Source organism: Natronospira sp., from assembly GCF_007134575.1.
In the GTDB taxonomy this organism is placed as follows: domain Bacteria; phylum Pseudomonadota; class Gammaproteobacteria; order Natronospirales; family Natronospiraceae; genus Natronospira; species Natronospira elongata.
In genome coordinates, this window is record NZ_SLKM01000267.1 from 1 (window position 1) to 24,222 (window position 24,222).

Sequence of the window (24,222 nt, forward strand, 5' to 3'; positions counted from 1 at the left end):
AAAACTGGGCCATGATTGCCCCTGAGTTGCCACGGGCACCGTCCAGGCCGGCATCGGCCAATGTGGTCAGGGCGCGTCCGGCATGGCGCTCGGGGCGCTGGCGCAGGCCCAGCAGCATGGCATGCAGGGTTAGCCCCAGGTTGGTGCCGGTATCGCCATCGGCCACCGGGAAGACATTGATCTTGTTGAGATGATTCTGTCGCCGACTGAGGCGGGCGACACCTGCCTGCAGGGCCCGGCTGAGTCGGTGGCCGTCGATGTAGTTGATGGCGCTCTGACCGCGCATGGATCGTCCTCGTCGCTGTGGATTTCCTGAATTTACACCAGCCGGCGGAGCGCGGCGACCGTTGGCCTCAGCCACGCCGGCGCAGACCACGGCGTAGCACCCCGGCGCCGAAACGTTCACGGGCGGCGTCCAGCAGGCGATCGGTTTCAGCCAGCCGGCTTGCGTCCTGGAAAAGCCCCATCTGGCCGGTGGACTTGACCAGTTCCCTTGCCCCGATGCCCAGCAAGCGCAGCCTCGGTGGCCGGGGTTGCTGCTGCCACCACTGCTCGGCCAGCGCAATGGCGACCTGGCGCAATTCCTCGCCGCTGGCGCTGGGCCGGTTCAGGCGCTGCTGACGGGTGTGGGTACGGAAATCCCGGCTGCGCAGTTTGACGGTCAGGCTGGTGGTTTCCAGTGATTGCTCCCGCAAGCGGGCCGCCAGTTGTTCGGCCATCTCGGTCAGCAGTTGGCGCATTCGCATCGACTCGCTCAGGTCGCGGTCAAAGGTTCGTTCGGTACTCAGGGAGCGGGTCGGGCGTTCGCTCTTGACCGGGCGCCGGTCGCGGCCCGCGGCAAGGGCCTTGAGGCGACTGGCCTGGCGGCCCACCAGGCCACGAAGGCGTGGTTCCGGCACCCGTCGCAGGCTGCCGAAGGTGCTCAGGCCGGCCCGCCGCAGTCGCAGCGTGGTGCCTTCCCCCACGCCCCAGAGACGCTCCACCGGCAGTGGGTCCAGAAAGGCTTGCACGCCATGGGCAGGGACATGCACCAGGCCGTCGGGCTTGCCCACATCGGAGGCCAGCTTGGCCACGAACTTGTTGGGGGCGATGCCCACCGAGGCAATCAGGCCGATCTCGTCGCGGATGCGGCGTCGCAGGCCCTCGGCCAGCGCTTCGGGGTCGGTTCGGGCGGCCGGGTCGGCGGAGAGGTCGAGAAAGGCCTCGTCCAGCGAGAGCCCTTCCACCTCCGGGGTCAGCGCACGAAAACAGCCAAAGACCTGTCGTGACAGCTCACGATAGCGGTCCATGCGCACGGCGCGGAAGTGGGCCTGTGGGCAGCGCTGGCGAGCGCGGCTGATGGGCATGGCGGAATGGATAGCAAATGCCCTGGCTTCGTAGCTGGCAGCCGAAACCACGCCTCGGCCCCCCAGGCCGCCGACGATGACCGGCTGTCCGCGCAGCTCGGGAAAATCGAGCTGCTCCACCGAGGCGTAGAAGGCATCCAGGTCAACGTGGAGGATCAGGCGTTCAGCTGTCGTGCATGTCGGCTCGGACACGTTCGGCAGCCTCCCGGCTCAAGAGCACTACATTCATGCTGGCAGGATAGATACGCCCCTGGGCGCGCAGGGACTCGATGTCCGGGCCATGGGACTGGGCTCTGAGCAGCAGAAAATCCCGATCCTCGGTGAGTGCCTCGCCAAGGCGCTTGAAGGCCCGAAAGGCGGTCCCCTTGGGGCAGTGTTCGGCCTCGTCGAGCTCCCGGAAGCTGAGCCATTGTGGATTGTCTTCCGGCATTACTCTCTTTCCGGCGGAAATTCGGCCACGATGGCCTCGATCAGTCGCTTGAGGCGACTGTCATCATAGCGGTCCTGACGGCGATCGCTCTCCCGCCAGCCGCGCCAGACCAGCATGTTCTGTTCCCGGTCGATGATATCGATCATCAGCGTGGTCACGGTCTGTGGGCGTGACCCGCCCACGACCAGGCCGCCGCCCACGGCAGTGCCGCCTCCACGGCGGGCAGTGCCGACGCCGATGCTCAGTCCCGTGCCGCCGCTGACCGCCTCGCGGCTGCTGCTTCGATAGGTGACCAGAAAGTCCGCCGTCTCCGGGTCGGTTTGCTGGAAGCCGGCCTCGGTCAGTGCCTCGGTGACCAGTCGTTGCACCCGGCGGTCAAGGAGCTCACTGTCGAGCGCGGGGTCTTCGACCTCGACTCGCAGCGGTGCCATCCAGGCAAAGCTTCGGTAGGGCTCATAGCTGATTTCCCGGTCGTACTCGGTCTTGACCGGCGTGGCGCAGCCTGCGAGCAACAGCAAGGCCAGCAGGCCGATAACGGCACGGCGGTGATTGTACTTTTGGATGGCAATGGACATGGCATGGCCTCCCTTAGGATCCTGGAGGGAAATCAGCCAGAATACGTTGCAGAAGTTGTTTCAGCCGCTCGTCCCGGAAGCGTTCCTGGCGGACCTCGCTGGCCCGCCAGCCCCGCCAGATCAGCTCACCCCGTTCACGATCGATCACGTCCACGATCAGGCTTCCTTCTCGGTAGACCCGGGTATCGCCGACGTAATGCACATGATGATGGACCGGCGGGCCGAAAAATGGATGAGGATGATAGTTGGGGTGCCAGTAAGGGTGCCAGCGGTAGCTCGGCCCGTGGTGCAGATGCACCCGGACATTAGGGGAGACAAGGCGCTCACGGGTCACCGTGTGGTAAGTGATGAGAAAGTCCGCGGATTCGGCATCCACTTCCTGATAGCCCCTGTCCTTGAGGATGGCCCGGACGGCATGGGCGACCCGGCGGTCCAGCAATTCGCTGTCCAGAACAGGATCCCGCACGGTCTCGCGCCTCGGTGCGGTCCAGGCAAAGCTTTGGTAGCGGTCGAAATCCACCCCCGGGTCATGCTCGCTCCGAGTGGGCGTGGCGCAGGCGGCAAGCAGCCAGGCCAGCAACAGAACCAGCACCAGAACCGGTGTGCCTTTCTTGATCATGAGCGTCATCCTCTCCAGGCTGTTCGCCTCTACCTCAAATCAGACCGTTGCACGGGATTGGGGGTTCCGGTGCCCTCAGTCCACCGCACTGCGTCCCCCGTCCACCGGCAGGATCTGGCCGGTAACATAGGGCGCGTCGCGCACCATGAACAGCACCGCCGCAGCAATGTCGCGAGGCTCGCCCTTGCGGCCCAGGGGGACGCGGGCCAGGAGTTGTTGCTGGGTGTCGGCATTCATTGGCTGCTCCGGCCAAAGAATGGCGCCGGGCGCGACCCCGTTGACCCGCACCGAGGGGGCCATTTCACCGGCCAGGCTCCGGGTCAGCATGGCCAGTCCGGCCTTGGCGGCGGTATAGACCGGGTGCCCGGCCAGGGGCCGGAAGGCATGAATGTCGATGATGTTGATGATCTGCCCCTGCCGTCGGGCCAGGGCTTCACAGGCGGCCTGTGCCAGGAAGTAGGGTGCCTTGAGGTTGCTGCCCATGAGATCCTCCCATTGGGCTTCATCGGTCTCGCCCAGGGGGGTGGGATAGAAGCTGGAGGCATTGTTGACCAGCAAATCCAGCCCGCCCCATTGTTCCGCGGCCTTGATCAGGGAGGGGAAGGCATCCGGGGCCAGCAGATCGGCCTGGGCGGTGACCGCCGACTCGGCTCGCCGGTCATTGAGGCTCTGGGCCAGTGCCTCGGCTTCCTGGCCCGAGTGGCGGTAGTGGATGACCACATTCATGCCCGCCTGGTGGAGCTGCTCGGCAATGACTGCACCGATGCGCCGGGCGGCGCCCGTGACCAGAGCCGTTTTGCCCGCCAGGGGGCCTGTATTATCCTGCATGATCTTTTATCCCAACGCTGACCGGAAGAGGCAGATTACAGCGCCATGAACGCACCCCGCAATCCAGAGGAAGAAGCCGGTCGCCTGCCGGAGCCGCCACCGGAAGCCCTGGCCCATAGCCAGCGCGTGGCTGCCCGCATTGGCGAGGCCATCGATGCCGAGGGGGGCGTGATTCCCTTTTCCCGCTACATGGATATGGCCTTGTACGAGCCTGGGCTGGGCTATTACAGCGCCGGGGCGCGAAAATTCGGGGAAGCGGGCGATTTCATCACCGCACCGGAGATGTCTTCCCTGTTCAGTGTCTGTCTCGCGGATCAGGCTGAGGAGGTGCTGGATCGTCTGGGCGGGGGCCAGATTCTCGAGATGGGGGCCGGCTCCGGCGCCATGGCCGCGGCCATCCTCGACCATCTGGCCGCGCGGGGTTGCCTGCCGGATCGTTATCTCATTCTCGAGGTGAGCGCGGATTTGCGTGAGCGCCAGGCCGAGACCATTGAGGCCCGGGCGCCGGATCTGCTGGAACGCGTCCATTGGGTTGATGATCTGCCCGAGCGCCTGCGCGGCGTGGTGCTGGCCAATGAGGTGCTGGATGCCCTGGCGGTGGAGCGTTTCCGTATCCGCGGTGGTGCGGTCCGGCGTCTGGGTGTGGCCCGTGGTCAGCGTGGATTCGCCTGGCGGGAGATGGCCCATGACCGCGAGCTGTCCGAGCGGGTCAGGGCAGTGGAAAAGGATCTCGGCCGCAAGCTCCCGGAAGGCTATGAATCCGAGCTGGCGGTCAGCATGCCCGCGCTGGTTCGGCGGGTGGGTGAGTGCCTGAGTCGCGGCGCGGCCCTGTTTGTCGATTACGGCCTGCCGCGCCGGGAATATTATCTCCCGGAACGCAATCGTGGCACCCTCATGTGCCACTACCGCCATCGGGCCCATGACGATCCCTTTGTCTATCCGGGGATTCAGGACATCACCGCCTGGGTGGATTTCACCACCGTGGCCGAGGCGGCCGTGGCTTCAGGCTGCGATCTGCTGGGTTTCACCACCCAGGCCCATTTCCTTCTCGGGGCGGGCATCGATCGTCATGTTGCCCATGTGAACCCCGAGGACACCCTGAGTCAGCTCAAGCTGGCCCAGGAGGTGAAGCTTCTCACCCTGCCGGGCGAGATGGGCGAACGCTTCAAGGTGATTGGCTTTGCCCGTGGCGAGGGCATCGGCATGAGCGCCTTTGGTTTTCGTGATCTGCGAATGCGGCTATGAATCGTTCTGTTTTTATCGTTTGTGCACTGCTGCTTGCCCAGGCGGCGACCGCTGAGGCCTTGTGGACCGCGGAATCGGAGCTGCGCGCCAGCGATGCCGATTCATACAGCTGGTTGCTGTCAGTGGACCGCAGTCTCGGGGAGCGCGGTCTGATCTACGTCACAGTGCGCGAGTCCCAGGTGGATGCCGAGGGAGCCGATCTGGACACGGGCAGTCGTGTTCTGGGGGGCATGTACCGTCTGAACGAGACCTGGCGGCTGAGCGCCCATGCCGAGCGCTGGGGGCGGCGGGGGGATATCCGGGCCGACCGTCTCAGCAGCACCTTGTCTGGCAATGGCGAACAGTTCGGTCTCTCGCTGATTGCGGGCATGCGCTGGATCACCCTGTCGGCCGGTGCACCGGCCCGCTCGCCAGGCAATGGCGATAATGGGCCGCCGTTCGGAATCCCGGTGGATCCTGGTGATGACGACGAGGAAAACGGCGATCGGGTGGCCGAGGATTTTGATCTCAAGGCGCGTCAATTGGGAATTCGTGGCCGCTGGTTCCTGGACGATCAGTGGACCCTGGTGGCCGGCCTCAATTGGGACAGTTACGACCGAAATCCGGGTGACCTGGCCGCCCGGGAGGCCATTGAGCAGCTCAGCAGTTCCGCGGTTACCCTGGCCCAGAGCTTCCGCGATCGCGGTCTGTTTTTCGAAGTTCGCCATGACTTCGGTGAGTTTCGGGAATTGTCTGTCTACCTGGCCCGGGATCGTTCAGCGGTGGATGGGCGTCGCGCCGATACCCTGGCCCTGAGCTGGATTCAGCCCATGGCGGATGCCTGGGACGTTCGGCTGGAGGTGGGGCGGACCCGGACCGAGGATTTCGATCCCACCCACTTTGTCGGCGTCGGTCTGACCTGGTATCCCTGATTCTGTACTGCCTGATTGGCACTCGTTCAGAACAAGGGGATCAGTCGCCCTTCACCCATGGTCTCGCTGTTTCCATCGATGCGCACGCTGTTCTCGCCACTGAAATCGCTCAGTTCCAGGAAGGGGCCATCCTGGTCGCGCCCGCTCAGCACCAGGGTTTGGCCATCGGCACTGATATCCACCCCGGGGTCCGGGGCGCCGTCCACCTGCGTGATGCTTGTTACCTGCGTCGTCTGGCCGGGATTGATCATCAAAATGGAGAACATCCTCCAGATCGTGTTGTCGCCGCTTTCATCGCGGCTTAGCAGCACACCCCGCTCGCCATTGCCGGCAAGCCGCCAGGCGACGAGGTCGCCGGCCAGGTCCGGGGCGACCCGTTGGGCGGCGCCGGCATCCATCTGGGCGAAGAAGGCGCCCACCCCATCCTGGTTCTCCAATTCGCCCATGAAGGCCACCCGATTGCCATCGTCACTGAGCTGGAAGGGGCAGGGGCCGGCGGCGGGTTGATCCACGATGACGGCACGCAGATCCGCGTGATTGCTGGGTACGGGTACCGGATTGGCCCCACTGCTGGGGCTGCGAAAGAGCTGGCCATCGTCGTTAAAGATGACAAAGGTGCCGGCCGCATTGATATCCGTGCAGCTGATGTCGCCTTCCACGGTGACCAGTGTTTCCACCTGATCTGCAATCGGATCCCAGATGCCCACGCCACGGCTGACACTGCTCTCCGGGTCAGAGGCAACGCTGCGGATATCTTCGGCAAAGGCGATGGTGCTGGCGTCCGCGTCCACCGAGGCGCCCCAGCTCAGCCGGGTGTCGGCCCCGGCATCCCGAGGCAGGGACTGTCGATCGTTGCCGCTGCTGTCCACATGGATGACACGGGGCAGCGTGTCGGTCTCGGTGGTCTGGTCAACCGTGAACGTCAGACCGGCCTGATTCCGGGCCAGGGAGGGCAGGCGCAGCGCCTCCTGGTTCTGGCTGGCGCGCTCGGTCAGCCGCAGTTCACTGTCTTCCAGTCGCCACAAGGCGATGCCGCTGCTGCCGCTACCGGAAAAATGCCAGGCCAGCTCACCGCTGAATTCACTGGTATCGCTGTCCAGCATCTCATCTTCATCGTCGTCCGGTCCGACGAAACTGCTCTCCTCACCGTCGAAACAGGCGCTGAGCAGCAACATCAGGGCCAGGCAATACAGGCAAGCCATCTTTTTCAGCATCATTCTGCTCCGCTCAATGTGTTGGCAATCGCGCGGACGCGCAGTCGTCGCAGGGCATCTCCGAAGGCCTTGCCCTGGTAGCGGCTGGCGTCCACCTGTTCACTGCCCACCGCGGCGGCCGCGGCCAGGCAGGCTCGCAGATGGTTGGCCTGGGGGTAGGCTCGCCCTTCAAGCCCTTTGCGGCCCCTGGCGTCTGCCTCGCAGACTAACAGTAGCCGTTCAAAGTCTTCAGGCCGCCGGAGGGCGTCACAAGCCTCCAGGACCTTCATGATAGTGGCGGCGCGCAGTTCCTGCGCGCGGTGCACATGGGTGTGCCAGCGGGCCGCCAATCGGCCAAGGCGTTCATGGGCCTTGGGAATCCTGAGTCGTTTGACCATGGCCACCACCAGTTTCTCCCCGCTCTTCTCATGCCCATGATGCGCGGGCCAGGCCTGGGTCGGGGTCAGCCCCTTGCCCAGGTCATGGACCAGGGCGGCGAAGCGAATTCGAGTATCGTCACTGAGTCTGGCGGCCTGTTCCAGGACCCGCAGCACATGGTCGCCGGTATCGATCTCCGGATGGTGGGCCTCGGGTTGGGGGACTCCGAACAGGCGGTCCACTTCCGGAAACAGAATCGCCAGGGCGCCGGTCTCGCGGAGCACCCGGATGAATACCTGCGGTGCCGCTTCGCCCAATGCCCGCTCGGTTTCCTGCCAGATGCGTTCCGGGCTCAGGGCCTGGAGCTCCTCCGGCGTGGCCATGGTCTGCATCAGCGTCAGGGTTTCCTCGGCGATACGAAAGCCCAGGTGGTGGAAGCGGGCGGCAAAGCGGGCCACTCTCAGTATTCGCAGGGGGTCTTCACGGAAGGCGGGGGAGACATGGCGAAGCAGGCCGGCCTCCAGGTCGGCGCGGCCACCGAAGGGGTCCACCAGTTCGCCCTCTCGGGTCTCGGCCATGGCGTTGATGGTTAGATCCCGGCGAGCCAGATCGTCTTCCAGGCTGACGTCGGGGGCGGCATGAAAGTCGAAGCCATGATAACCACGCCCGGCCTTGCGCTCGGTGCGGGCCAGGGCATATTCCTCGCCGCTCTCGGGATGCAGGAAGACAGGAAAATCCCGACCCACCGGGCGGAAACCCCGCTCGGTCATGGCCTCCGGTGTCGCACCCACCACCACCCAGTCCCGGTCGGTGACCGGACGCCCCAGGAGCTTGTCGCGAACCGCGCCGCCTACGAGGTAGATATCCATGAGCGGTATTGTAGGGGAGCGGCGAAGCGCGAGCTACGAGTGTTGGAGGGTGAGGGGGCAGGGGTGAGGCGTTAGGGGTGAGGAGTCAGGGGGTGAAAGTAGCACCAAGCCGGCGGCTACGGGCTCGCCGCTCGAAGCTCGCCGCCCCAAAAAAAACGGGGCGGCAAACACTGCCGCCCCGTTCCCTTACCGCAAAAGCGGCCAAGGCCAACTACTTCACATAGCGATCAAACAGCTTGTAGATGCGGCGGTACTGGTCCAGCCAGGCTTCGGGATGTTCGAAGCCGTGGGGTTCCAGGGGATACATGGCGTTTTCAAAATCTTCCTTGCCCAGCTCCAGCAGGCGCTGGGTCAGGCGCACCACGTCCTGGTAGAAGACATTGTCGTCCAGCATGCCACTGGTGATCAGCAGTGGCCGCTCCAGGCCTTCGGCGTACTCGATGGGCGAGCTGCGCTCGAAGGCCATGGGGTCCACTTCCGGGGTGTTGAGGATGTTGGAAGTGTAGGGATGGTTATAGGCGGCCCAGTCACTGACGGGCCGCAGGGCGGCGCCGGCGGCGAACATTTCGGGTTCCCGGAACAGGGCCATGAAGGTCATGAAGCCGCCGTAGGAACCGCCGTAGATGCCAATACGGTCCGGGTCCACGCTGTAGTTCTCCACGACCCAGTTGACCCCGCCCACATGGTCTTCCAGTTCCGGATGCCCCATCTGCCGATAGATGGCGGTTCGCCAGTCGCGGCCGTAACCGGCCGAGGCCCGGTAGTCCATGTCCATGACCACATAGCCTTCATGGGCCAGCTTGCTGTGGAACATGAACTCGCGGAAATATTGGGACCAGCCCTGGTGAGCGTTCTGGAGGTAGCCGGCGCCATGGACGAAGAACACCGCCGGATATTCCTTCTCCGGATCGAAGTCCGGCGGAAGGTAAAGGCGGGTATGAATGGGATCGTCCACATGTGAGGACGGTACTTCCACAAACTCGGGGGCAATCCAGTCCAGGGCCTTGAATTCTTCGGACACGGTGTGGGTCAGGCGCTCGGCGGAGCCCGGCTCACCGATCTTGACCGAGTAGAGCTCCGGTGGCGTCATGGCATTGTCATGGCGCACCACCAGGCGATCTGCCTTGGGTGAGAGGGCAAAGTCGTTTTGCCCGCCCAGTTCGGTGAGTTGCTCTGCCTCTCCACCCGCCACCGGGACCCTGAAGATCTCGTAGACCCCCGGATGGGGCTGGTTGGCCCGGTAGTAGAAGTATTCCTGATCCCGGTCGAGGGTGATGTTGTTGACCTTGTAGCGCCCCTCGGTCAGTGCCCGGTGGCGGTTGGGGCCGGTGGCCAGATAGAGGTGGCCGTAGCCACTTTCCTCGGACAGGTACCAAAGGCCGGAGCCGTCCCGCAGCCAGCCGAACTCATTGAAGTTCCAGTTGATCCAGGCCGGGTCGGTGAGCCGGTGCCAGCTTTCCATTTCGCCGCTGTCCGCATCCACCACCACGATCCAGCGATCCTTGTTGTCCACTGCCCGCAGCATGACGGCGGCCCGGTTGTTTTCCCGGTCCCATTCCACACCCATGAAGCGCACATCCCGCTGTTCGGGGGCTTCCAGGGCCTGCTCCACTTCTTCCCGGGGGGCGCCGTGCTCCACATGCCATTCGATGGCCTCGGGCCGCAGATCGGCCAGGGGATCGTCATTGATACCCGGCAATTCGCCCAGGTCCAGAGCCACCGGCTCGCCACCGTCCAGTTCCAGCAGCCACAACTGCTGGCCAACGGGCGGGTTCTGACCGACGCGGGTGCGCACATCCTGGGTTTCCACATAACCGCTCTCGGTGACATAGGCCGGCATGGTGCCAGTGCGGCCCCCATCCACCTGGGCCGGCTCCACCACCAGCAGCATCTGGTCGCCACTGGGAGCCAGGCTTTGCACCGGTGTGCGGATATCATCGCCAAGGAAGTGAATGCGATGATGGCGCTTTTCGTCAGCCCGGGCGATTTCCCGTTCATGCCGGGTCAGGGCCTGTTCGGTGTCGCGCTCGCGGTTCAGGGTCTTGAACAGTCGCTCCTGCTGCATGCGCAGGAAATCGAAAGAGGCCTCGTCCTCGAGTGGGTCTTTCTCCAGCCGCAAGTCCGCCAGTTCTTCCACCAGACCGGTTTCCAGGTCATAGGCATGCCAGCTCTGACCGCTGCGCCAGGCCACCCGAAAATCATCGGCGAGGAAGCGGACCTCGGTGGCCGGCCCGGCGCTGCGGGTTAGTTGGCGGATTCGGCCATCGTCCAGATGTTTGACGAAGACATTGCCGTCATGGGCATAGGCCAGGCGCCGCTGGGTACGGTCGAGGGAGCCGTTGGCGGTACCGATTCGACTGAGCTGATCAGCGGCAAGCTTTTCAATCTCGCCACTCTCCATGTCGAGTTGAAAATAGTCGCGAATTTCCTCGCCTTCCTGCTTTTGCTGAAACACCACATGGCGGCCATCTTCCCGCCAGTAGGGGGATTCCGGCGCCTGACCCAACCAGTCCGGGTGGTCCATGATGCGTTCCAGGGTAATGCCCTCGCCGCTTTCGGCAAGGCTATTGCTGCAAAACAGGGCCAGTAGCAGTCCCGCGGTCAGCAGGCTCGGGCCGGGTTGTGTGTGTCGCCGTTTCAACATGCGCTTACCTCTGTCTTGGTGATTGAAAATTAGGGTTGGCTGATCACTTCAAGCGCCTCTGTCAGGTCCTGCCAGAGGTCGTCGATATGTTCCAGGCCAATGGACAGCCGAATCAGATTGCCCGGTGTCGGGCTATCCTTGCCTTCAATGGAGGCGCGGTGTTCGATCAGACTCTCCACGCCGCCGAGGCTGGTGGCTCGTGTAAACAATCTTGTGCCGGCCACCACATCCAATGCGGCCTGTCGGTCGCCATGGACGGTAAAGGAAAGCAGCCCGCAATCAGGGACCGACTGCTGTTTGGCCAGTTCATGACCGGGATGTTCCGGCAGGGCCGGGTGAAATACCGCCGACACGGCCGGGTGTGCGGCAAGGCGACGGGCCAGATCGGCGGCGCTGGCCGCCTGGGCCCGAACCCGAACCCCCAGGCTGGACAGACTGCGCAAAAGCAGCCAGCAATCAAATGGGGCGGGGACGGCGCCGCCGCTGGCCTGAATCTCCCGCAGTTGCTCGGCTTGGGAAAAGTCGGGGCCATGGATGACCACACCACCCAGCAGGTCGCTGTGGCCACCCAGATACTTGGTGGTGCTGTGGACCACCAGATCAATGCCGGCATCCAGTGGATTCTGAAAGACCGGCGTGGCCAGGGTGTTGTCGCAGACCGTGATCAGCCCGTGCCGCTGACCCAGGCGGGCCAGTGCGGCCAGATCGCTGATGCCCAAGAGGGGATTGGAAGGGGTCTCGATCCATAGCAGGCGGGTCTCTGGGCGGATCGCCTTTTCCACCGCCGCCACTTGGGTGGTATCCACGAGGTCGTGACTGATGCCCCAGTGGGCGAACAGGGTTTTCAGCTGGTGACGGGTGCCGTGATAGGCATCCCGGGTGATCAGCACATGCTGGCCCGGTTGCAGCAACTGCAGGACGGCCATGGTGGCGGCGCTACCCGAGGCGAAGCAGACCGCCTCGCTGCCCTTCTCCAGGGCGGCGAGGCACTGTTCCAGGCTGTGTCGGGTGGGGTTGGCCTGGCGGCTGTAGCTGAAGCCGCGGGGGTAATCCCCATCCGCGTCCCTTTCGAAGGTACTGCTCATGTGGATTGGGGCGGTAACGGCCCCGGTGCTTTTGTCCACGGCACGGCCCCGGTGAATGGCCAGGGTGTCGGGATGCAGGGATTTCGGGGGCATGACAGTCTCTCGCTGGCGCCATTCCAACGAGAGAACTTACCACGAAGCGCGCCCGTCCAGCTAAGCCGGGAAGGTCAGAACACAGTCGCTTCAGCCGTTGGCGGCCTGGGATTCGAATTCCTCCGCGCTCAGGGTAATCACCTGATTGCGCCCCCCTTCCTTGGCCTTGTAGACCGCCGCGTCAGCCACTCGGAACAGATCTTCCATGGACACTTCCCGGCCCAGGGGCCGGGAGGTGACCCCGAGACTGGCCGTGACGTGGATGCCTGCGGGCTCCAGGGATTCGACTGCCTCGCGCAGTTCCTCGCCCCGCTGCACGGCCCCTTCACTGTCGCAATGGGGCAGGATGAGCATCAGTTCCTCGCCGCCGAAGCGCACTGCGAAGTCCTCGTTCCGGCATTTCTCCTTCAGCATCTCGCCAATGGCGGCAAGCACCTCGTCGCCGGTCAGATGCCCATGGGTGTCGTTGATCTGCTTGAAATGGTCAATGTCGATCAGTATCAGACTCAAGGGGAAATCATGACGATTGGCTTCACTGAATGACTTGTTGGCAAACTCGGACAGGGAGTTGCGATTGTAGAGGCCGGTGAGCTGATCAATCATGGCCAGTTCGTAGAGATGCCGGCGCTGGGCGCGGACCTGGTCGAACAGCTGCTTGTTGGAGATCAGGTTGCTGACGCGGGCCACGACTTCCTCTTCCACCACCGGTTTGGAAATGAAATCATTGACTCCGAGGCGGAATAATTCCATCCGTCGATTGATGTCATCCATGCCCGATACGGCAAGGATGGGAACCCGGGCCTTGTCGGGGAACTTCTCGCGGATACGGCTGACCAGGCCCATGCCGCTCATTTCACCTTCCACCAGGATGTCACTGACCACCAGGTCATAGGCGTGTTTGTCGAAAGCCTCAAAGGCGTCTGACGCTGATGTGTAGTGGTCGACTTCCAGGCCCAGTCGCTCGAGGATCCTTAGCATGACATGGGCCACGACGGTAGAGTCCTCGACATAAAGGACGCGCCCGGAGATGCGTTGATCATCCTCCTCGACAAAGCGGGCGGCCTGATTGAACAGTTCTTCGATGTCAGTCTTGGGATGGATGTCGGTGGCGCCCGCCTCGAAGGCCTTGAGGCGGGCCTTCTTGTCTTCGGTGGAGGTTAGAAGAATGAGCGGCACGTGGCGACCCCGGCGCGTCTTGCGGGCTCGGCGGCAAAACTCGATGCCATCGGTGTCCGGCAGAGTGAGCGATACGCAAACCAGATCCACCCGGCGTTTGCCGAGCATTTCCAGGCCTTCCTGGCCCGAGGCGACCATGATGGGCTCGTGGCCGGCCTTGAGGACCAGTTGGTGCCACATCGCCCGGAAGACCTTGGAATGGTCCACCACCAGAATATTCATCTACACTCCCCAAAGTTCAGGCCCGTCCCCAGGCCGTCGGTCCGGTTGATCAGAATAGGCGTCAATTCCATCCCCGGAGTGAGTAGGGACAAAATTGCTCTGTCCCAGGCTCACGCTCCCTAAGTTTCCCCTTTAATGACATATAACGCCATAACTGGCCCGCATTGCAATGGGGCCATGCCGTCTGTCCGCGTCAGTGGCCCGCTTGTCGGTCTTCGTCCCGAATCTGTCGAAATTCACTGTCTTCGTACCAGTTGGGAAAGGTATCGCTCTCGGCCAGTGCCAGGGCGAGCTGAAACATGAGGCGGGCATCGGCAAGCAGGCCGCGGTAGTCTGCCTCCGGGTCAAATTCATCGGCCGGTCGGTGGTAGCGATTCTGCTGGTAGTCATCCAGCTGAGCCTGTCCATATGACTCGCCATGCTCAACATGGTCAATTCCCGGGTTGGGGTAGAGCACGGGGACGCCCACCTTGGCGAGGCTGAAATGGTCGGAGCGGAAGAAATAGCCCCGCTCCGGATGAGGTTCAGGGCGCAATTCACGATTCTCTTGTTCCGCCAGTTCTGCCAGCCACTCTTCCAGTTCCGAACTGCCGTAACCGACGATGGTGATATCCCGCGTGGGGCCAAAGTCGTTCATGCTGTCCAGGTTGATCCCCGCTACGGTCAGATGGGGTTCAAATATCGGCTCACGCGCGTAATGGGCAGAGCCCAGCAGGCCCTGCTCTTCCGCGGTTACCAGCAGGAAAGCCACACTGCGGCGTGGAGCCTGCTCCAGTTTGGAAAAGGCGCGGGCGATCTCAAGCACCGCCGCCGTGCCACTGGCATTGTCCACCGCCCCGTTGAAGATAATGCTGTCATCGTCCGGGTCCGTCCCCAGGTGATCCCAATGGGCCATGAACAGGATGGTCTCATCCGGCCGTTCGCGGCCGGGCAGGTAGGCGATGACGTTATCGGATTCCGACTCCCGGAAACGGTTTTCCATGGTCGCTTCTGCCGACAATGGCAGGGTCTGGGGGCGGAAGTCCGCGGCCAGCGCCTGCTCCGTCATGTCTTCCAGGGAGCTGTCCACCGTTTCCAGCAGGCGGTCGGCGACATCCCGACTGATCCAGGCTTCCATGTCCAGCGCCTGATCCCCGTCTTCCCCGGCCAGGCTCATTTGCGGCCCGGACCAGCTACCGGCCACCACATCCCAGCCGTAGCCGGCCGCGTCGTCTTCATGAATGAGGATGGCGCCGGCGGCCCCCTGGCGGGCGGCCTCTTCAAACTTGTAGGTCCAGCGGCCGTAGTAGGTCATGGCCCGCCCGTTGAACAGATCCGGATCTTCCGTGAAGACGCCGGGATCATTGACCAGCATCACTACCGTCTTGCCGCGCACGTCCACATCGGCGTAGTCGTCCCAGTCGTACTCCGGTGCGACCGTGCCAAAGCCCACGAAGACCAGCTCGCTGCCCTCCAGGCGGACGGTTTCTTCCTGTCGGCCGCTCCAGAGCATTACCTCCTCGCCGTAGCTCAATTCCCACCGTTCTCCGCCATGGTGGAGAATCAGATCAGTGGTCGGGTCCAGGGTGGTTTCCAGCAGCGGCACCGTCTGGGTGTATGTGCCCTCGTTGCCCGGTGCCAGCTCCATTCCCTGGAACTCGCGGCTGAGATACTCCACGGTTCGTTCCCCACCGGCAGTGGCGGGTGCCCGGCCCTGAAATTCATCCGAGGCCAGGATGCGGATGTGTTCCCGAATCCGTTCCTTCTCGATCCAATCGGCGGCGGCCTGATCCCCCTCCCTGGCGTCACAGGCAGTCAGTGTGGTCAGGACCAGGGTCAGCCCGGTCAGGACGAATGGCAGCTGGTGCGTGCGCATGAGAAAAAGCTCCCTAGAACACAAGAGGAAAACGGCGATCTGCAGTTTAACCCGGCGCCGAGACGAACGCAGCCATGCCGCCTCTCCCAAGACTGAGGCCGTTGGTCGGGAAGAAGGGCGCTGACGGTTTGACCCGCGGGCTTCCATCCCACATAGTGAGGGTGGGCCAGTCCCTTCTGGCTCGAAAGCTCCATAGGGGGTCGCCATGAGCTATAAGACAGTTTCCCTGAGTCCGCTCACTCTTCTGATTGCAGCCGCGGCTTGCGTCAGTCTATCCATGCCTCTGCTGGCTGAAGAGCCGGACGAGGAAGAGGAGTCTTCCCAGCGCAGTGAATCCCGCAGTGGAAGTTCCACGGATTTGGGCAGTTATCGGGTCGGTCGTCCCGGGTCTTCCAGGCTGGGTTCTTCGGACAGTCGCGACATGGAGATCGAAAGGCCGGGTTTTGACAGGGAGAGTATGCGCATGGATCGCAGCGACTTTGCCCTCGAGCCGGAGTTCGGCAGCGGTGGCGTTGAACTGGGCGTGGATATTCGGCCCAGCCGCGATGAACGCGGGGATCGTCAGGTACTGGAGCAGGATCGCCAGGTCAGCGAAGACGAGCTTGAATCGGGTGACCTGGATGATCGCGAGTTGCGTCCACTGCGTGTGGAGGCGCCTCGTTACCCCTCCAATGCTCACCGTAATGGTATTGAGGGTTTTGTGATTGTTCGCTTTGTGGTGAATGAGAACGGCGAGACCGAAAATGTCCGGGTGATGGAATCCAGCCCCGGCGAGGTTTTCGATCGGGCCGCTCGACGCGCCGTGGAACGCTGGCGTTTTGAGCCCAGGGTGGTGGATGGCCGCCCGGTGGGCACCGAAATTCAACAGACCATTGATTTCACCATCGACTGATCCCGGGACAAAAATCCGGTTTGATGACGGCCCCCGATTGGGGGCCGTTTTTTTGTCACGGCCCTGGCTGCTTGCCTTTGCAGTTCTCGAGTGAAATGTGGCGATTTGCCCTTGCCGGAACGGAGGCCTATTGTTGTAGGGCCTTCGCTTGCAATTGATTCAGGCTCGGAGTTGAATCCATGTCCGCCAAAATGCTGGTTCTGATCACCCTTGCTCTGTTGATCGCATTATCCGTCGCCATGGTCGCATTGGTCGGCGGAGGCTGGTGGGTGGCACTCGGCCTTGTGCTGTTATTGACTGCTGTTGCCATCCGGGATCTGATTCAGAGCCGCCGTACCCTGTTACGCAATTTTCCGCTGATTGGTCATGGCCGTTACATCATCGAGGATTTTCGCCACCACTTTCGTCAGTATCTGATTGAGTCAGACCGGGATGGCAATCCCTTTAGCCATGAGCAGCGGGCACTGGTCTATCGCCGTGCCAAGGGGGTCAACGATGTGGTGCCATTCGGCACCATTCAGAATGTTTATGGCTCCGACTACGATTGGCTCAACCATTCCATGTCGCCGAGCAGAAAGCTGGAGGAAGAGCCTCGCGTTCGAATCGGCGGTGAGGACTGCAGCAAGTCGTTTGATGCCTCCCATTTCAATATCTCGGCGATGAGTTTTGGTTCTCTCTCGGGGCGGGCCATCGCCGCCCTGAATCAGGGGGCACGCAAAGGCGGTTTTTTTCACAACACCGGTGAAGGGGGAATCAGCGAACACCATCGACACGGTGGCGACCTGGTCTGGGAGATTGCCAGCGGCTATTTCGGCTGTCGTGATGACAAGGGTGGCTTCGATCCGGCGCAGTTCGCGGACAAGGCGGGTTATCCCCAGGTTCGTGCCATTGAGTTGAAGCTCTCCCAGGGGGCAAAGCCTGGTGGTGGTGGTATGTTGCCGGCCTCAAAGCTGACCCCGGAATTGGCAGCCGCGCGTGGCGTGCCCATGGGGCAGGATGTGATTTCTCCCTCCTGCCATAGCGAGTTCTCCACTCCCACCGGCTTGCTGGAATTCATCGCGCGCCTGCGGGAGTTGTCGGGTGGGTTGCCGGTGGGTATGAAGCTGTGCCTCGGTCGTCGTGTGGAGTTCATGGCGGTGGTCAAGGCCATGCATGAGACCGGGATCAAGCCGGACTTCATTACCATCGACGGCAGCGAAGGCGGTACCGGGGCCGCCTCACTGGAGCTATCCAATCATGTTGGCATGGCCCTGAGGGATGCCCTGGTGTTTGCCCACAATACCCTGGTGGGCGCGGGCTTAAGGGACCAGATTCGGGTGATAGCCAGCGGAAAGGTCATTTCCGCCTTCGATATTGCCCGCAACATCGCCCTCGGGGCTGATCTGTGTAATTCCGCACGGGGAATGATGTTTGCCCTGGGCTGCATCCAGGCCCGGAAATGTGAGACCAATCGCTGTCCCACCGGGGTGGCAACCCAGGACCCATTGCGGGTGAACGGTCTGGATGTGGCGGACAAGGCAGAGCGTGTCTATCGCTACCATCGCAATACCATCAGGCATTTGCTGGAATTGGTCGCGGTGACCGGCCTTGATCATCCCGGGAAATTCTCGCCGGAGCTGTTTCACCATCGTCTCAATGAACGGAAAGTGATCAGCTATCATGAGTTTTACCATTGGCTGAACCCGGGGGATCTGAAGGATTCGGGGGCGACCCTGCCGGCCTGGTATGCCGAGCCCTGGGAAAGGGCACGCCCGGATAGCTTTCGCTGAATTAATCAGAGGTTCCTTAACCATGAAAAAGCCCCACCTCGATCCGAGGTGGGGCTTTTGGCGTTCAGGCCGCTGGTACTTCTCAGTCTTCCAGAAAGGAGCGAAGCTGCTCGGACCGCGTGGGATGACGCAGCTTGCGCAGAGCCTTGGCTTCGATCTGGCGGATCCGCTCCCGGGTGACGTCGAATTGCTTGCCCACTTCTTCCAGGGTGTGGTCGGTATTCATGTCGATACCGAAACGCATCCGCAGCACCTTCGCTTCGCGAGGGGTCAGACCCGCCAGTACATTGCCGGTGGCTGAGCGCAGACCGGAAGCCGTGGCCGAGTCAACCGGGCTGATCACGGTGATGTCCTCGATGAAGTCACCCAGGTGAGAGTCTTCGTCATCGCCGATGGGTGTCTCCATGGAGATGGGTTCCTTGGCGATCTTCATCACCTTGCGGACTTTCTCCTCCGGCATTTCCATGCGCTCGGCCAACTCATCCGGCTGAGGCTCCCGGCCCATTTCCTGCAGCATCTGGCGGGAGACGCGATTGAGCTTGTTGATGGTCTCAATCATGTGCACCGGAATACGGATGGTGCGGGCCTGGTCCGCAATGGAGCGGGTGATGGCCTGACGAATCCACCAGGTGGCGTAGGTGGAGAATTTGTAGCCGCGGCGGTATTCGAATTTATCCACCGCCTTCATCAGGCCGATATTGCCTTCCTGGATCAGATCCAGGAACTGCAGGCCCCGGTTGGTGTATTTCTTGGCAATGGAAATGACCAGCCGCAGGTTGGCTTCCACCATTTCCTTCTTCGCCCGCCGCGCCTTGGCTTCGCCAATGGACATGCGGCGATTGATTTCCTTGATCTGGGCGATGGGCAGGTGGTTCTCCTGCTCCAGCTCCACCAGCATTTCCTTGAGCCGAACGATCTCGTCCCGGTGACGGTTGAGGCCGGAAGACCACTTGCGCTTGGCGCGGATCTGACGGTCCAGCCACTCGGCGGAGGTCTCATTGTCCGGGAAGCACTTGATGAACTCCTTGCGGGGCATGCCGGCGCCCTTGACGGCAATCCGCATGATTTCCCGTTCAAGCTTGCGGATGGCGGTCATGACTTCCCGCAGCTCCGCGGAGGCACGATTGACGAAGCGCACATTGAGCTTGAAGGCCAGGAAGCGTTCCGCATTCTTTGCCACCAGCTCCTGGGACTTCTTGTCTTCCCAGCCGTGCTTTTTCAGCGCCCGAATCATCTTGTCGTGGGCGCGCCGCAGGGCGGCCATGCGCTTCTCCACTTCCTCCGGATCGGGGCCGTTATCCTGGGGTTCTTCGTCGCTGTCCTCGTCTTCCTGGGCCTGGACCTCTTCTTCCAGGGTTTCCGGGTCGCGGAAGCCGGTGAGCAGGTCGGGCAGGCGGGTTTCACCGGCCTGCACGGTTTCATATTCGGCCAGTAGCAGACCGCCGGCACGAGGGAAGCGAGCCAGGGATTCCAGGGCCTGGTTGAGACCTTCTTCGATCCGCTTGGCGATCTTGATCTCGCCCTCACGGGTCAGCAGCTCCACCGAGCCCATTTCCCGCATGTACATCCGGACCGGGTCGGTCGTGCGCCCAAATTCGTTGTCCACCGCTGCCAGGGCCGCTGCGGCTTCCTCGGCTGCGTCCTCATCGGGACTGACTGCCGCGTCTGACATCAGCAGCTGATCCGAGTCCGGGGCCACCTCATGGACGGCGATACCCATGTCATTGATCATGTTGATGATGTCTTCGACCTGTTCCGGATCGACGATGTCGTCCGGCAGGGCATCATTGACCTCGGCGTAGGTGAGGAAACCCTTCTCCTTGCCGACCGCGATCAGTCGTTTCAGCTGCTTCTTGCGATCCTGTGCCATAGTCCGGTACTGTTCACTCTTGAGGGCTGAAGGAAGCGCGTCCGATTTTCGCGGACAGTGAAACAGGCCAGTATATCTGCCAGTGCCCAAACTTTCCAGTTTTTAAGGGCACACTGGTTCCTGTCGCGCCGTTTTTTCTGGCAACGCCGGCCCGCGCAAGTTCCCGCTCAGCCGGCCTTTTCCTGGGCCGCCCGCGCCTGCTGCAGGGCCCGTAATTCCTCTTTTTCCGTCTGGTCCAGGCCATCGCTGGCCGCCTTGTCCAGAAGTTCGGTCATTCTCGCCGCAATCGCCCGCGGCCCGGTCAATCGCGCCAGTATGGCGTCCAGGTGCCGGGCCAGGTCCTCGTCCTCGCCTGGCACGCGGGTGGTGGCAAGCTTTTCCAGGTGGGGATGGGCCTGCTCACCCCGCCACCGTTCCAACAGGGTCGCCGTTCTGATCTCGGGCTCTGCCCGACAGATTTCAAGCATCTTCGCCAGGGTGTCCGCGCCTGGCAGGTCCAGCGTTGCCAGTTTGGGCTGTTCCGCTACCCGCGTGGCGATCCGCGGCGACTGCAGCAGGATTGCCAGGGCTTCCCGCACCGGGGTCAGCCGAATCTGCAGAGGTGCCGGCCGCTGGATTCGGGGCCGGGTGGGGGCGGCCGTGTCTGGGGCTGGCTTGCTGCTGGGGGCGGTCTCGGTGGCATCGGCCAGCATGGCGGCCCAGCGCGCCGGATCGAGGCCGGCGGCATCGGCCAGTTCGTCGGAGAGCAGCTCACGATAGACCCGGTCGCGAACTCGCGCCAGCAACGGTCGGGCCTTTTCCACCAGCGCCGCCCGACCTTCGGCCGTGCCCAGGTCCAGGTCTTCACTCAAATGGCGCCGCATCCAGCGAGACAGGGATTCCGCGCCAGCAACCCGTTGCTGGAAGGCATCGGCCCCTTCGCGGCGAACCATGGAGTCCGGGTCCTCGCCCTCCGGCAGGAAGAGAAAGCGGACCTCCCGCCCGGCTCGGAGGGCCGGCAGGGCGTTTTCCAGCGCCCGCCAGGCCGCCTGTCGGCCAGCCCGGTCACCGTCGAAGCAGCAGACCACCTCGCGGGTGATCCGGAAGGCCTTGTCCAGATGATCCGGTGTGGTGGCGGTACCCAAGGTGGCCACCGCCCAGTGGATGCCGGCCTCGGCCAGGGCGATGACATCCATATAGCCTTCCACCACCAGCAAGCGCGGAATACTGCGCAGGGCCTGACGGGCCTCATAAAGGCCATAGAGCTCGCGGCCCTTGTGAAACAGGGGGTGCTCGGGGCTGTTGTAATACTTGGGCCCCTGGGCTTCCCCGATCACCCGGCCGCCGAAGGCGATGGTCCGGCCGCGACTATCGCGGATGGGGAACATGACTCTGCCCCGAAAGCGGTCATAGAAGCGCCCGGAATCCTTGCGGACCAGCATGCCCGTGCTCAGCAGGGCCTCACGGCGGGCGTCGCTGTCGACGCTGTCCAGCAGGCCGCTCCATTGATCGGGGGCGTAGCCCAGTCCGAACCGGGCCGCGGTTTTGCCCGAGACCCTGCGGCCCTGAAGATAGGCCTTGGCGGCCTCCGATTGGCGAAGCTGGCGGCGGAAATAGTCATCGGCGTGGGCCAGGGCGGCCCGCAGATGGCCGTCCGGGTCGGGGCTGGGGGCGCTGGCCTCGGTGGGGATCTCCAGGCCGACCCGGTCGGCCAGATCCTGTACTGCATCGCGGAAATCCAGATGGTCGAACTCCATCAGGAAGCTCAGCGCGGTGCCGTGGGCGCCGCAGCCGAAGCAGTGATAGAACTGCTTGTCCGGCACCACGTAAAAGGAAGGGGTTTTCTCGGTATGGAAGGGGCAGCAGGCGGCATATTCGCTGCCCTTTTTCTTCAGCGGCACACGGCTGTCGATCAGGTCGACAATGTCCACCCGTTCAAGCAGCTCATCAATGAAATGCTGGGGTATGCGTGCCATCTACCTTTGCCACTGGGCTGGTGTGTCTGGGGATCCACCACGGGGCCGCCGACGGCGGCTGAGCACTGGCCCCGATAGCAAAGCATAGTCGATTGTGGCGGGCGGAGTATGCCCGGGAGTGATCAGCCCAGGCGGGCCTTGACCTTCTGACTGACCGCGCCCATGTCGGCGCGGCCCTGAATCTTGGGCTTGAGCAGGCCCATGACCTTGCCCATGTCCTTCATGGACCCGGCCCCGGCATCGCTGATGGCGCCCTCGATCAGGGATTCCAGCTCGGCATCATCCAGCTGTTCGGGCAGGTATTCTTCCAGGATGACGATTTCGGCCGCTTCCTTGTCGGCCAGGTCGTCCCGGCCGCCTTCCCGATACTGCTTTTCGGAGTCGCGCCGCTGCTTGACCATTTTTTCCACCACCGCGGTCATCGCCGCCTCGTCCAGCTCGACGCGCTCATCCACTTCCCGCTGCTTGATGGCGGCGGAGAGCATGCGCAGCACGGACAGGCGCTCACGCGCTTTCTCGCGCATGGCGGTCTTGGTATCGGCAAGGATGCGGTCGCGAAGGCTCATGGCAGTGCTCGGCCCCGATGCAGTCGATCAGTAGGGGCGCTGACGGCGAGCCTTTTCGCGGGACAGCTTCTTCATGTGGCGCTTCACGGCCGCGGCCCGCTTGCGCTTGCGCTCCTGGGTGGGCTTTTCGTAGTGTTCGCGGCGACGGACTTCGGTCAGCACGCCGGCCTTCTCGCAGGAGCGCTTGAAGCGGCGCAGGGCCACCTCAAAGGGTTCATTTTCTTTCACGCGTACGCTGGGCATGTAAACTCTCACCTCTGATGAATCGTTCTCCAGGCGGCCACAGGGCGGCGCCGGGGAAAGGCGCGCAATTCTATAACCATTGGCGAGGCATTGCAATGCGGGTGCTGGGGATCGAAACTTCCTGCGACGAAACCGGGGTGGCCGTCTATGACGGTGCCGACGGCTTGCTGGCGCATCAGCTTCACAGCCAGGTGGATTCCCACGCCATTTATGGCGGCGTGGTGCCCGAGATTGCCTCCCGAGACCATATCCGCAAGCTGGCTCCCCTGGTGGAGGCGGCCCTGGCCGAGGCGGATTGTGATGGCAGCGCCATCGACGGCGTCGCCTACACCGCCGGTCCGGGCCTGGTGGGGGCCTTGCTGGTGGGCGCCAGTCTGGGACGTTCCCTGGCCTGGGCATGGGGTGTGCCTGCCCTGGGCGTGCACCACATGGAGGGTCATCTCCTCGCCCCCCGCCTGGAGCCCGACCCACCGGATTTCCCTTTTCTCGCCCTGTTGGTCTCCGGCGGTCACAGCATGCTGGTGGCGGTGGAGGGGCTGGGTCGTTACCGGACCCTGGGTCAGTCCATCGACGATGCCGCCGGCGAGGCCTTTGACAAAACGGCCAAGCTACTCGGTCTCCCTTATCCGGGCGGGCCGGCCCTGGCGGAGCTGGCCGCCGGCGGCCGCCCGGGTCGCTTCGATTTCCCCCGGCCCCTGACCCGCAAGCCGGGGCTGGATTTCAGCTTCAGCGGCCTGAAGACGGCGGTGGCCTATGCCTTGCGCGATGCGCCCGATGAGCCGGGGCTGGCGGCGGATATTGCCCGGGATTTTGAGCAGGCCATGGTCGATACGCTGGCCCTCAAATGCCGGCGGGCCCTGCGTCAGACCGGTCTCAAGCGTCTCGTGGTGGCGGGTGGGGTTGGCGCCAATCGCCGCTTGCGCGCCGCCCTGGCCGAGCTGGCGGAGGGGGAGGGTGTTTCCCTGCACTTTCCCCGGCCGGCCTTCTGCACGGATAATGGTGCCATGATTGCCTATGCCGGTTACTGCAGGTTGGCCGCCGGTGAATCGGTCGGGCCTGAGATTTCGGTGCGGGCCCGTTGGCGCCTGGATGAACTCAAACCGCCGGGCGATGCGCTCGGCTGCAGTGCCGCCGGCTGACAGAGGAATGTAATGGATACTGTTTATATTCGTGGTCTCAAGGCCCGCACGGTGGTGGGCATTTTCGAATGGGAACGGCGCCTGCCGCAGGATGTGGTCCTGGATATTGAAATGGCCACCGATATACGTCCCGCGGCCAGCAGTGATGCCATCGAGGATGCCCTTGATTACAAGACCGTTGCCAAGGCCGTGGTTGAGCATGTGGAATCAAGCCGTTTCCAGTTGGTGGAGGCCCTGGCGGACTCGATTTGCCGCCTGATCACAGTCGATTTCGGTGTCAGTGAAGTCAGTCTGGTATTGAACAAGAAGGGGGCGCTGA

General features: G+C 63.1%; 22 protein-coding genes. 6 read left to right on the forward strand and 16 right to left on the reverse strand.

Annotated elements, in window-relative coordinates:
- The 6 genes from ACJWXQ_RS10725 to ACJWXQ_RS10750 form a co-directional block, all read right to left on the reverse strand.
- Positions 1 to 286, reverse strand: a 286-nt coding sequence (locus ACJWXQ_RS10725; RefSeq protein ID WP_406672801.1) for a DAK2 domain-containing protein, incomplete at its 3' end; no start/stop codon positions are given.
- 67 nt (positions 287 to 353) lie between these two features.
- Positions 354 to 1,538 (reverse strand): DNA polymerase IV, encoded by a 1,185-nt coding sequence (gene dinB, locus ACJWXQ_RS10730; RefSeq protein ID WP_406672802.1) that lies wholly within the window; start codon positions 1,536 to 1,538, stop codon positions 354 to 356.
- Entirely contained in the window at positions 1,510 to 1,776 is a 267-nt protein-coding gene (locus tag ACJWXQ_RS10735; RefSeq protein WP_346051675.1) for a hypothetical protein, read from the reverse strand. The genes dinB and ACJWXQ_RS10735 overlap by 29 nt, the downstream gene beginning before the upstream one ends.
- Positions 1,776 to 2,351 carry a DUF4136 domain-containing protein gene (locus ACJWXQ_RS10740; RefSeq protein ID WP_406672803.1) on the reverse strand — a complete coding sequence of 192 codons (576 nt, stop codon included), beginning with the start codon at positions 2,349 to 2,351 and terminating at the stop codon, positions 1,776 to 1,778. Before ACJWXQ_RS10740 ends, ACJWXQ_RS10735 begins: the two co-directional genes overlap by 1 nt.
- Before the next feature lie 13 nt (positions 2,352 to 2,364).
- Entirely contained in the window at positions 2,365 to 2,970 is a 606-nt protein-coding gene (locus ACJWXQ_RS10745) for a DUF4136 domain-containing protein (RefSeq protein ID WP_406672804.1), read from the reverse strand.
- A 75-nt stretch (positions 2,971 to 3,045) separates the two neighbouring features.
- The gene (locus tag ACJWXQ_RS10750) at positions 3,046 to 3,798 is read right to left on the reverse strand and encodes a pteridine reductase (RefSeq protein WP_346051680.1); all 753 of its coding nucleotides are present in this window, start codon (positions 3,796 to 3,798) and stop codon (positions 3,046 to 3,048) included.
- A 45-nt stretch (positions 3,799 to 3,843) separates the two neighbouring features.
- On the opposite strand from ACJWXQ_RS10750, the gene ACJWXQ_RS10755 reads away from it, so the two are divergent.
- Together ACJWXQ_RS10755 and ACJWXQ_RS10760 are read left to right on the forward strand one after the other, a co-directional pair.
- Positions 3,844 to 5,043: an SAM-dependent methyltransferase gene (locus tag ACJWXQ_RS10755; protein ID WP_346051682.1), complete on the forward strand. Its 1,200-nt coding sequence runs from the start codon at positions 3,844 to 3,846 to the stop codon at positions 5,041 to 5,043.
- Complete coding sequence (locus ACJWXQ_RS10760) at positions 5,040 to 5,954, forward strand: hypothetical protein (RefSeq protein WP_346051684.1); 915 nt, start codon at positions 5,040 to 5,042, stop codon at positions 5,952 to 5,954. Before ACJWXQ_RS10755 ends, ACJWXQ_RS10760 begins: the two co-directional genes overlap by 4 nt.
- A gap of 26 nt (positions 5,955 to 5,980) precedes the next feature.
- Here ACJWXQ_RS10760 and ACJWXQ_RS10765 read toward each other — a convergent pair whose 3' ends face one another.
- The 6 genes from ACJWXQ_RS10765 to ACJWXQ_RS10790 all read right to left on the reverse strand — a co-directional run bounded on the left by ACJWXQ_RS10765 (position 5,981) and on the right by ACJWXQ_RS10790 (position 15,469).
- Positions 5,981 to 7,168: a hypothetical protein gene (locus ACJWXQ_RS10765; RefSeq protein WP_346051686.1), complete on the reverse strand. Its 1,188-nt coding sequence runs from the start codon at positions 7,166 to 7,168 to the stop codon at positions 5,981 to 5,983.
- The gene (locus ACJWXQ_RS10770; RefSeq protein ID WP_346051688.1) at positions 7,168 to 8,394 is read right to left on the reverse strand and encodes a multifunctional CCA addition/repair protein; all 1,227 of its coding nucleotides are present in this window, start codon (positions 8,392 to 8,394) and stop codon (positions 7,168 to 7,170) included. The genes ACJWXQ_RS10765 and ACJWXQ_RS10770 overlap by 1 nt, the downstream gene beginning before the upstream one ends.
- 211 nt (positions 8,395 to 8,605) lie before the next feature.
- The gene (locus ACJWXQ_RS10775; RefSeq protein WP_406672805.1) at positions 8,606 to 11,038 is read right to left on the reverse strand and encodes a prolyl oligopeptidase family serine peptidase; all 2,433 of its coding nucleotides are present in this window, start codon (positions 11,036 to 11,038) and stop codon (positions 8,606 to 8,608) included.
- A 29-nt stretch (positions 11,039 to 11,067) separates the two neighbouring features.
- Positions 11,068 to 12,216, reverse strand: coding sequence for an aminotransferase class I/II-fold pyridoxal phosphate-dependent enzyme (locus ACJWXQ_RS10780; RefSeq protein WP_346051691.1), 1,149 nt, complete (start codon positions 12,214 to 12,216; stop codon positions 11,068 to 11,070).
- A gap of 90 nt (positions 12,217 to 12,306) precedes the next feature.
- A complete protein-coding gene (locus ACJWXQ_RS10785; protein ID WP_346051693.1) occupies positions 12,307 to 13,614 on the reverse strand; it encodes a diguanylate cyclase in 1,308 nt (435 codons plus the stop codon).
- Positions 13,615 to 13,807: 193 nt separating this feature from the next.
- Positions 13,808 to 15,469, reverse strand: coding sequence for a M28 family metallopeptidase (locus ACJWXQ_RS10790; protein WP_346051696.1), 1,662 nt, complete (start codon positions 15,467 to 15,469; stop codon positions 13,808 to 13,810).
- Positions 15,470 to 15,674: 205 nt separating this feature from the next.
- Between ACJWXQ_RS10790 and ACJWXQ_RS10795 the strand changes: the two genes are divergently transcribed.
- Positions 15,675 to 16,361 (forward strand): energy transducer TonB, encoded by a 687-nt coding sequence (locus tag ACJWXQ_RS10795; protein ID WP_346051698.1) that lies wholly within the window; start codon positions 15,675 to 15,677, stop codon positions 16,359 to 16,361.
- A 179-nt stretch (positions 16,362 to 16,540) separates the two neighbouring features.
- Positions 16,541 to 18,130 (forward strand): FMN-binding glutamate synthase family protein, encoded by a 1,590-nt coding sequence (locus ACJWXQ_RS10800; RefSeq protein ID WP_346051701.1) that lies wholly within the window; start codon positions 16,541 to 16,543, stop codon positions 18,128 to 18,130.
- 82 nt (positions 18,131 to 18,212) lie between these two features.
- On the opposite strand, the gene rpoD is transcribed toward ACJWXQ_RS10800, so the two are convergent.
- From rpoD to rpsU, 4 genes are all read right to left on the reverse strand, one after another.
- A complete protein-coding gene (gene rpoD / locus ACJWXQ_RS10805; RefSeq protein ID WP_346051703.1) occupies positions 18,213 to 20,090 on the reverse strand; it encodes an RNA polymerase sigma factor RpoD in 1,878 nt (625 codons plus the stop codon).
- A gap of 77 nt (positions 20,091 to 20,167) precedes the next feature.
- On the reverse strand, positions 20,168 to 21,955 hold the full coding sequence (dnaG, locus tag ACJWXQ_RS10810; protein WP_346051705.1) for a DNA primase: 1,788 nt from the start codon (positions 21,953 to 21,955) through the stop codon (positions 20,168 to 20,170).
- Between the two features lie 122 nt (positions 21,956 to 22,077).
- Entirely contained in the window at positions 22,078 to 22,521 is a 444-nt protein-coding gene (locus ACJWXQ_RS10815; RefSeq protein ID WP_346051707.1) for a GatB/YqeY domain-containing protein, read from the reverse strand.
- Between the two features lie 27 nt (positions 22,522 to 22,548).
- Positions 22,549 to 22,764: a 30S ribosomal protein S21 gene (gene rpsU / locus ACJWXQ_RS10820; protein WP_306729353.1), complete on the reverse strand. Its 216-nt coding sequence runs from the start codon at positions 22,762 to 22,764 to the stop codon at positions 22,549 to 22,551.
- Between the two features lie 95 nt (positions 22,765 to 22,859).
- Here rpsU and tsaD point away from each other — a divergent pair, with 95 nt between their 5' ends.
- The gene (tsaD, locus tag ACJWXQ_RS10825; RefSeq protein WP_346051710.1) at positions 22,860 to 23,903 is read left to right on the forward strand and encodes a tRNA (adenosine(37)-N6)-threonylcarbamoyltransferase complex transferase subunit TsaD; all 1,044 of its coding nucleotides are present in this window, start codon (positions 22,860 to 22,862) and stop codon (positions 23,901 to 23,903) included.
- A gap of 12 nt (positions 23,904 to 23,915) precedes the next feature.
- Positions 23,916 to 24,222, forward strand: a 307-nt coding sequence (gene folB / locus ACJWXQ_RS10830; protein WP_406672806.1) for a dihydroneopterin aldolase, incomplete at its 3' end; no start/stop codon positions are given.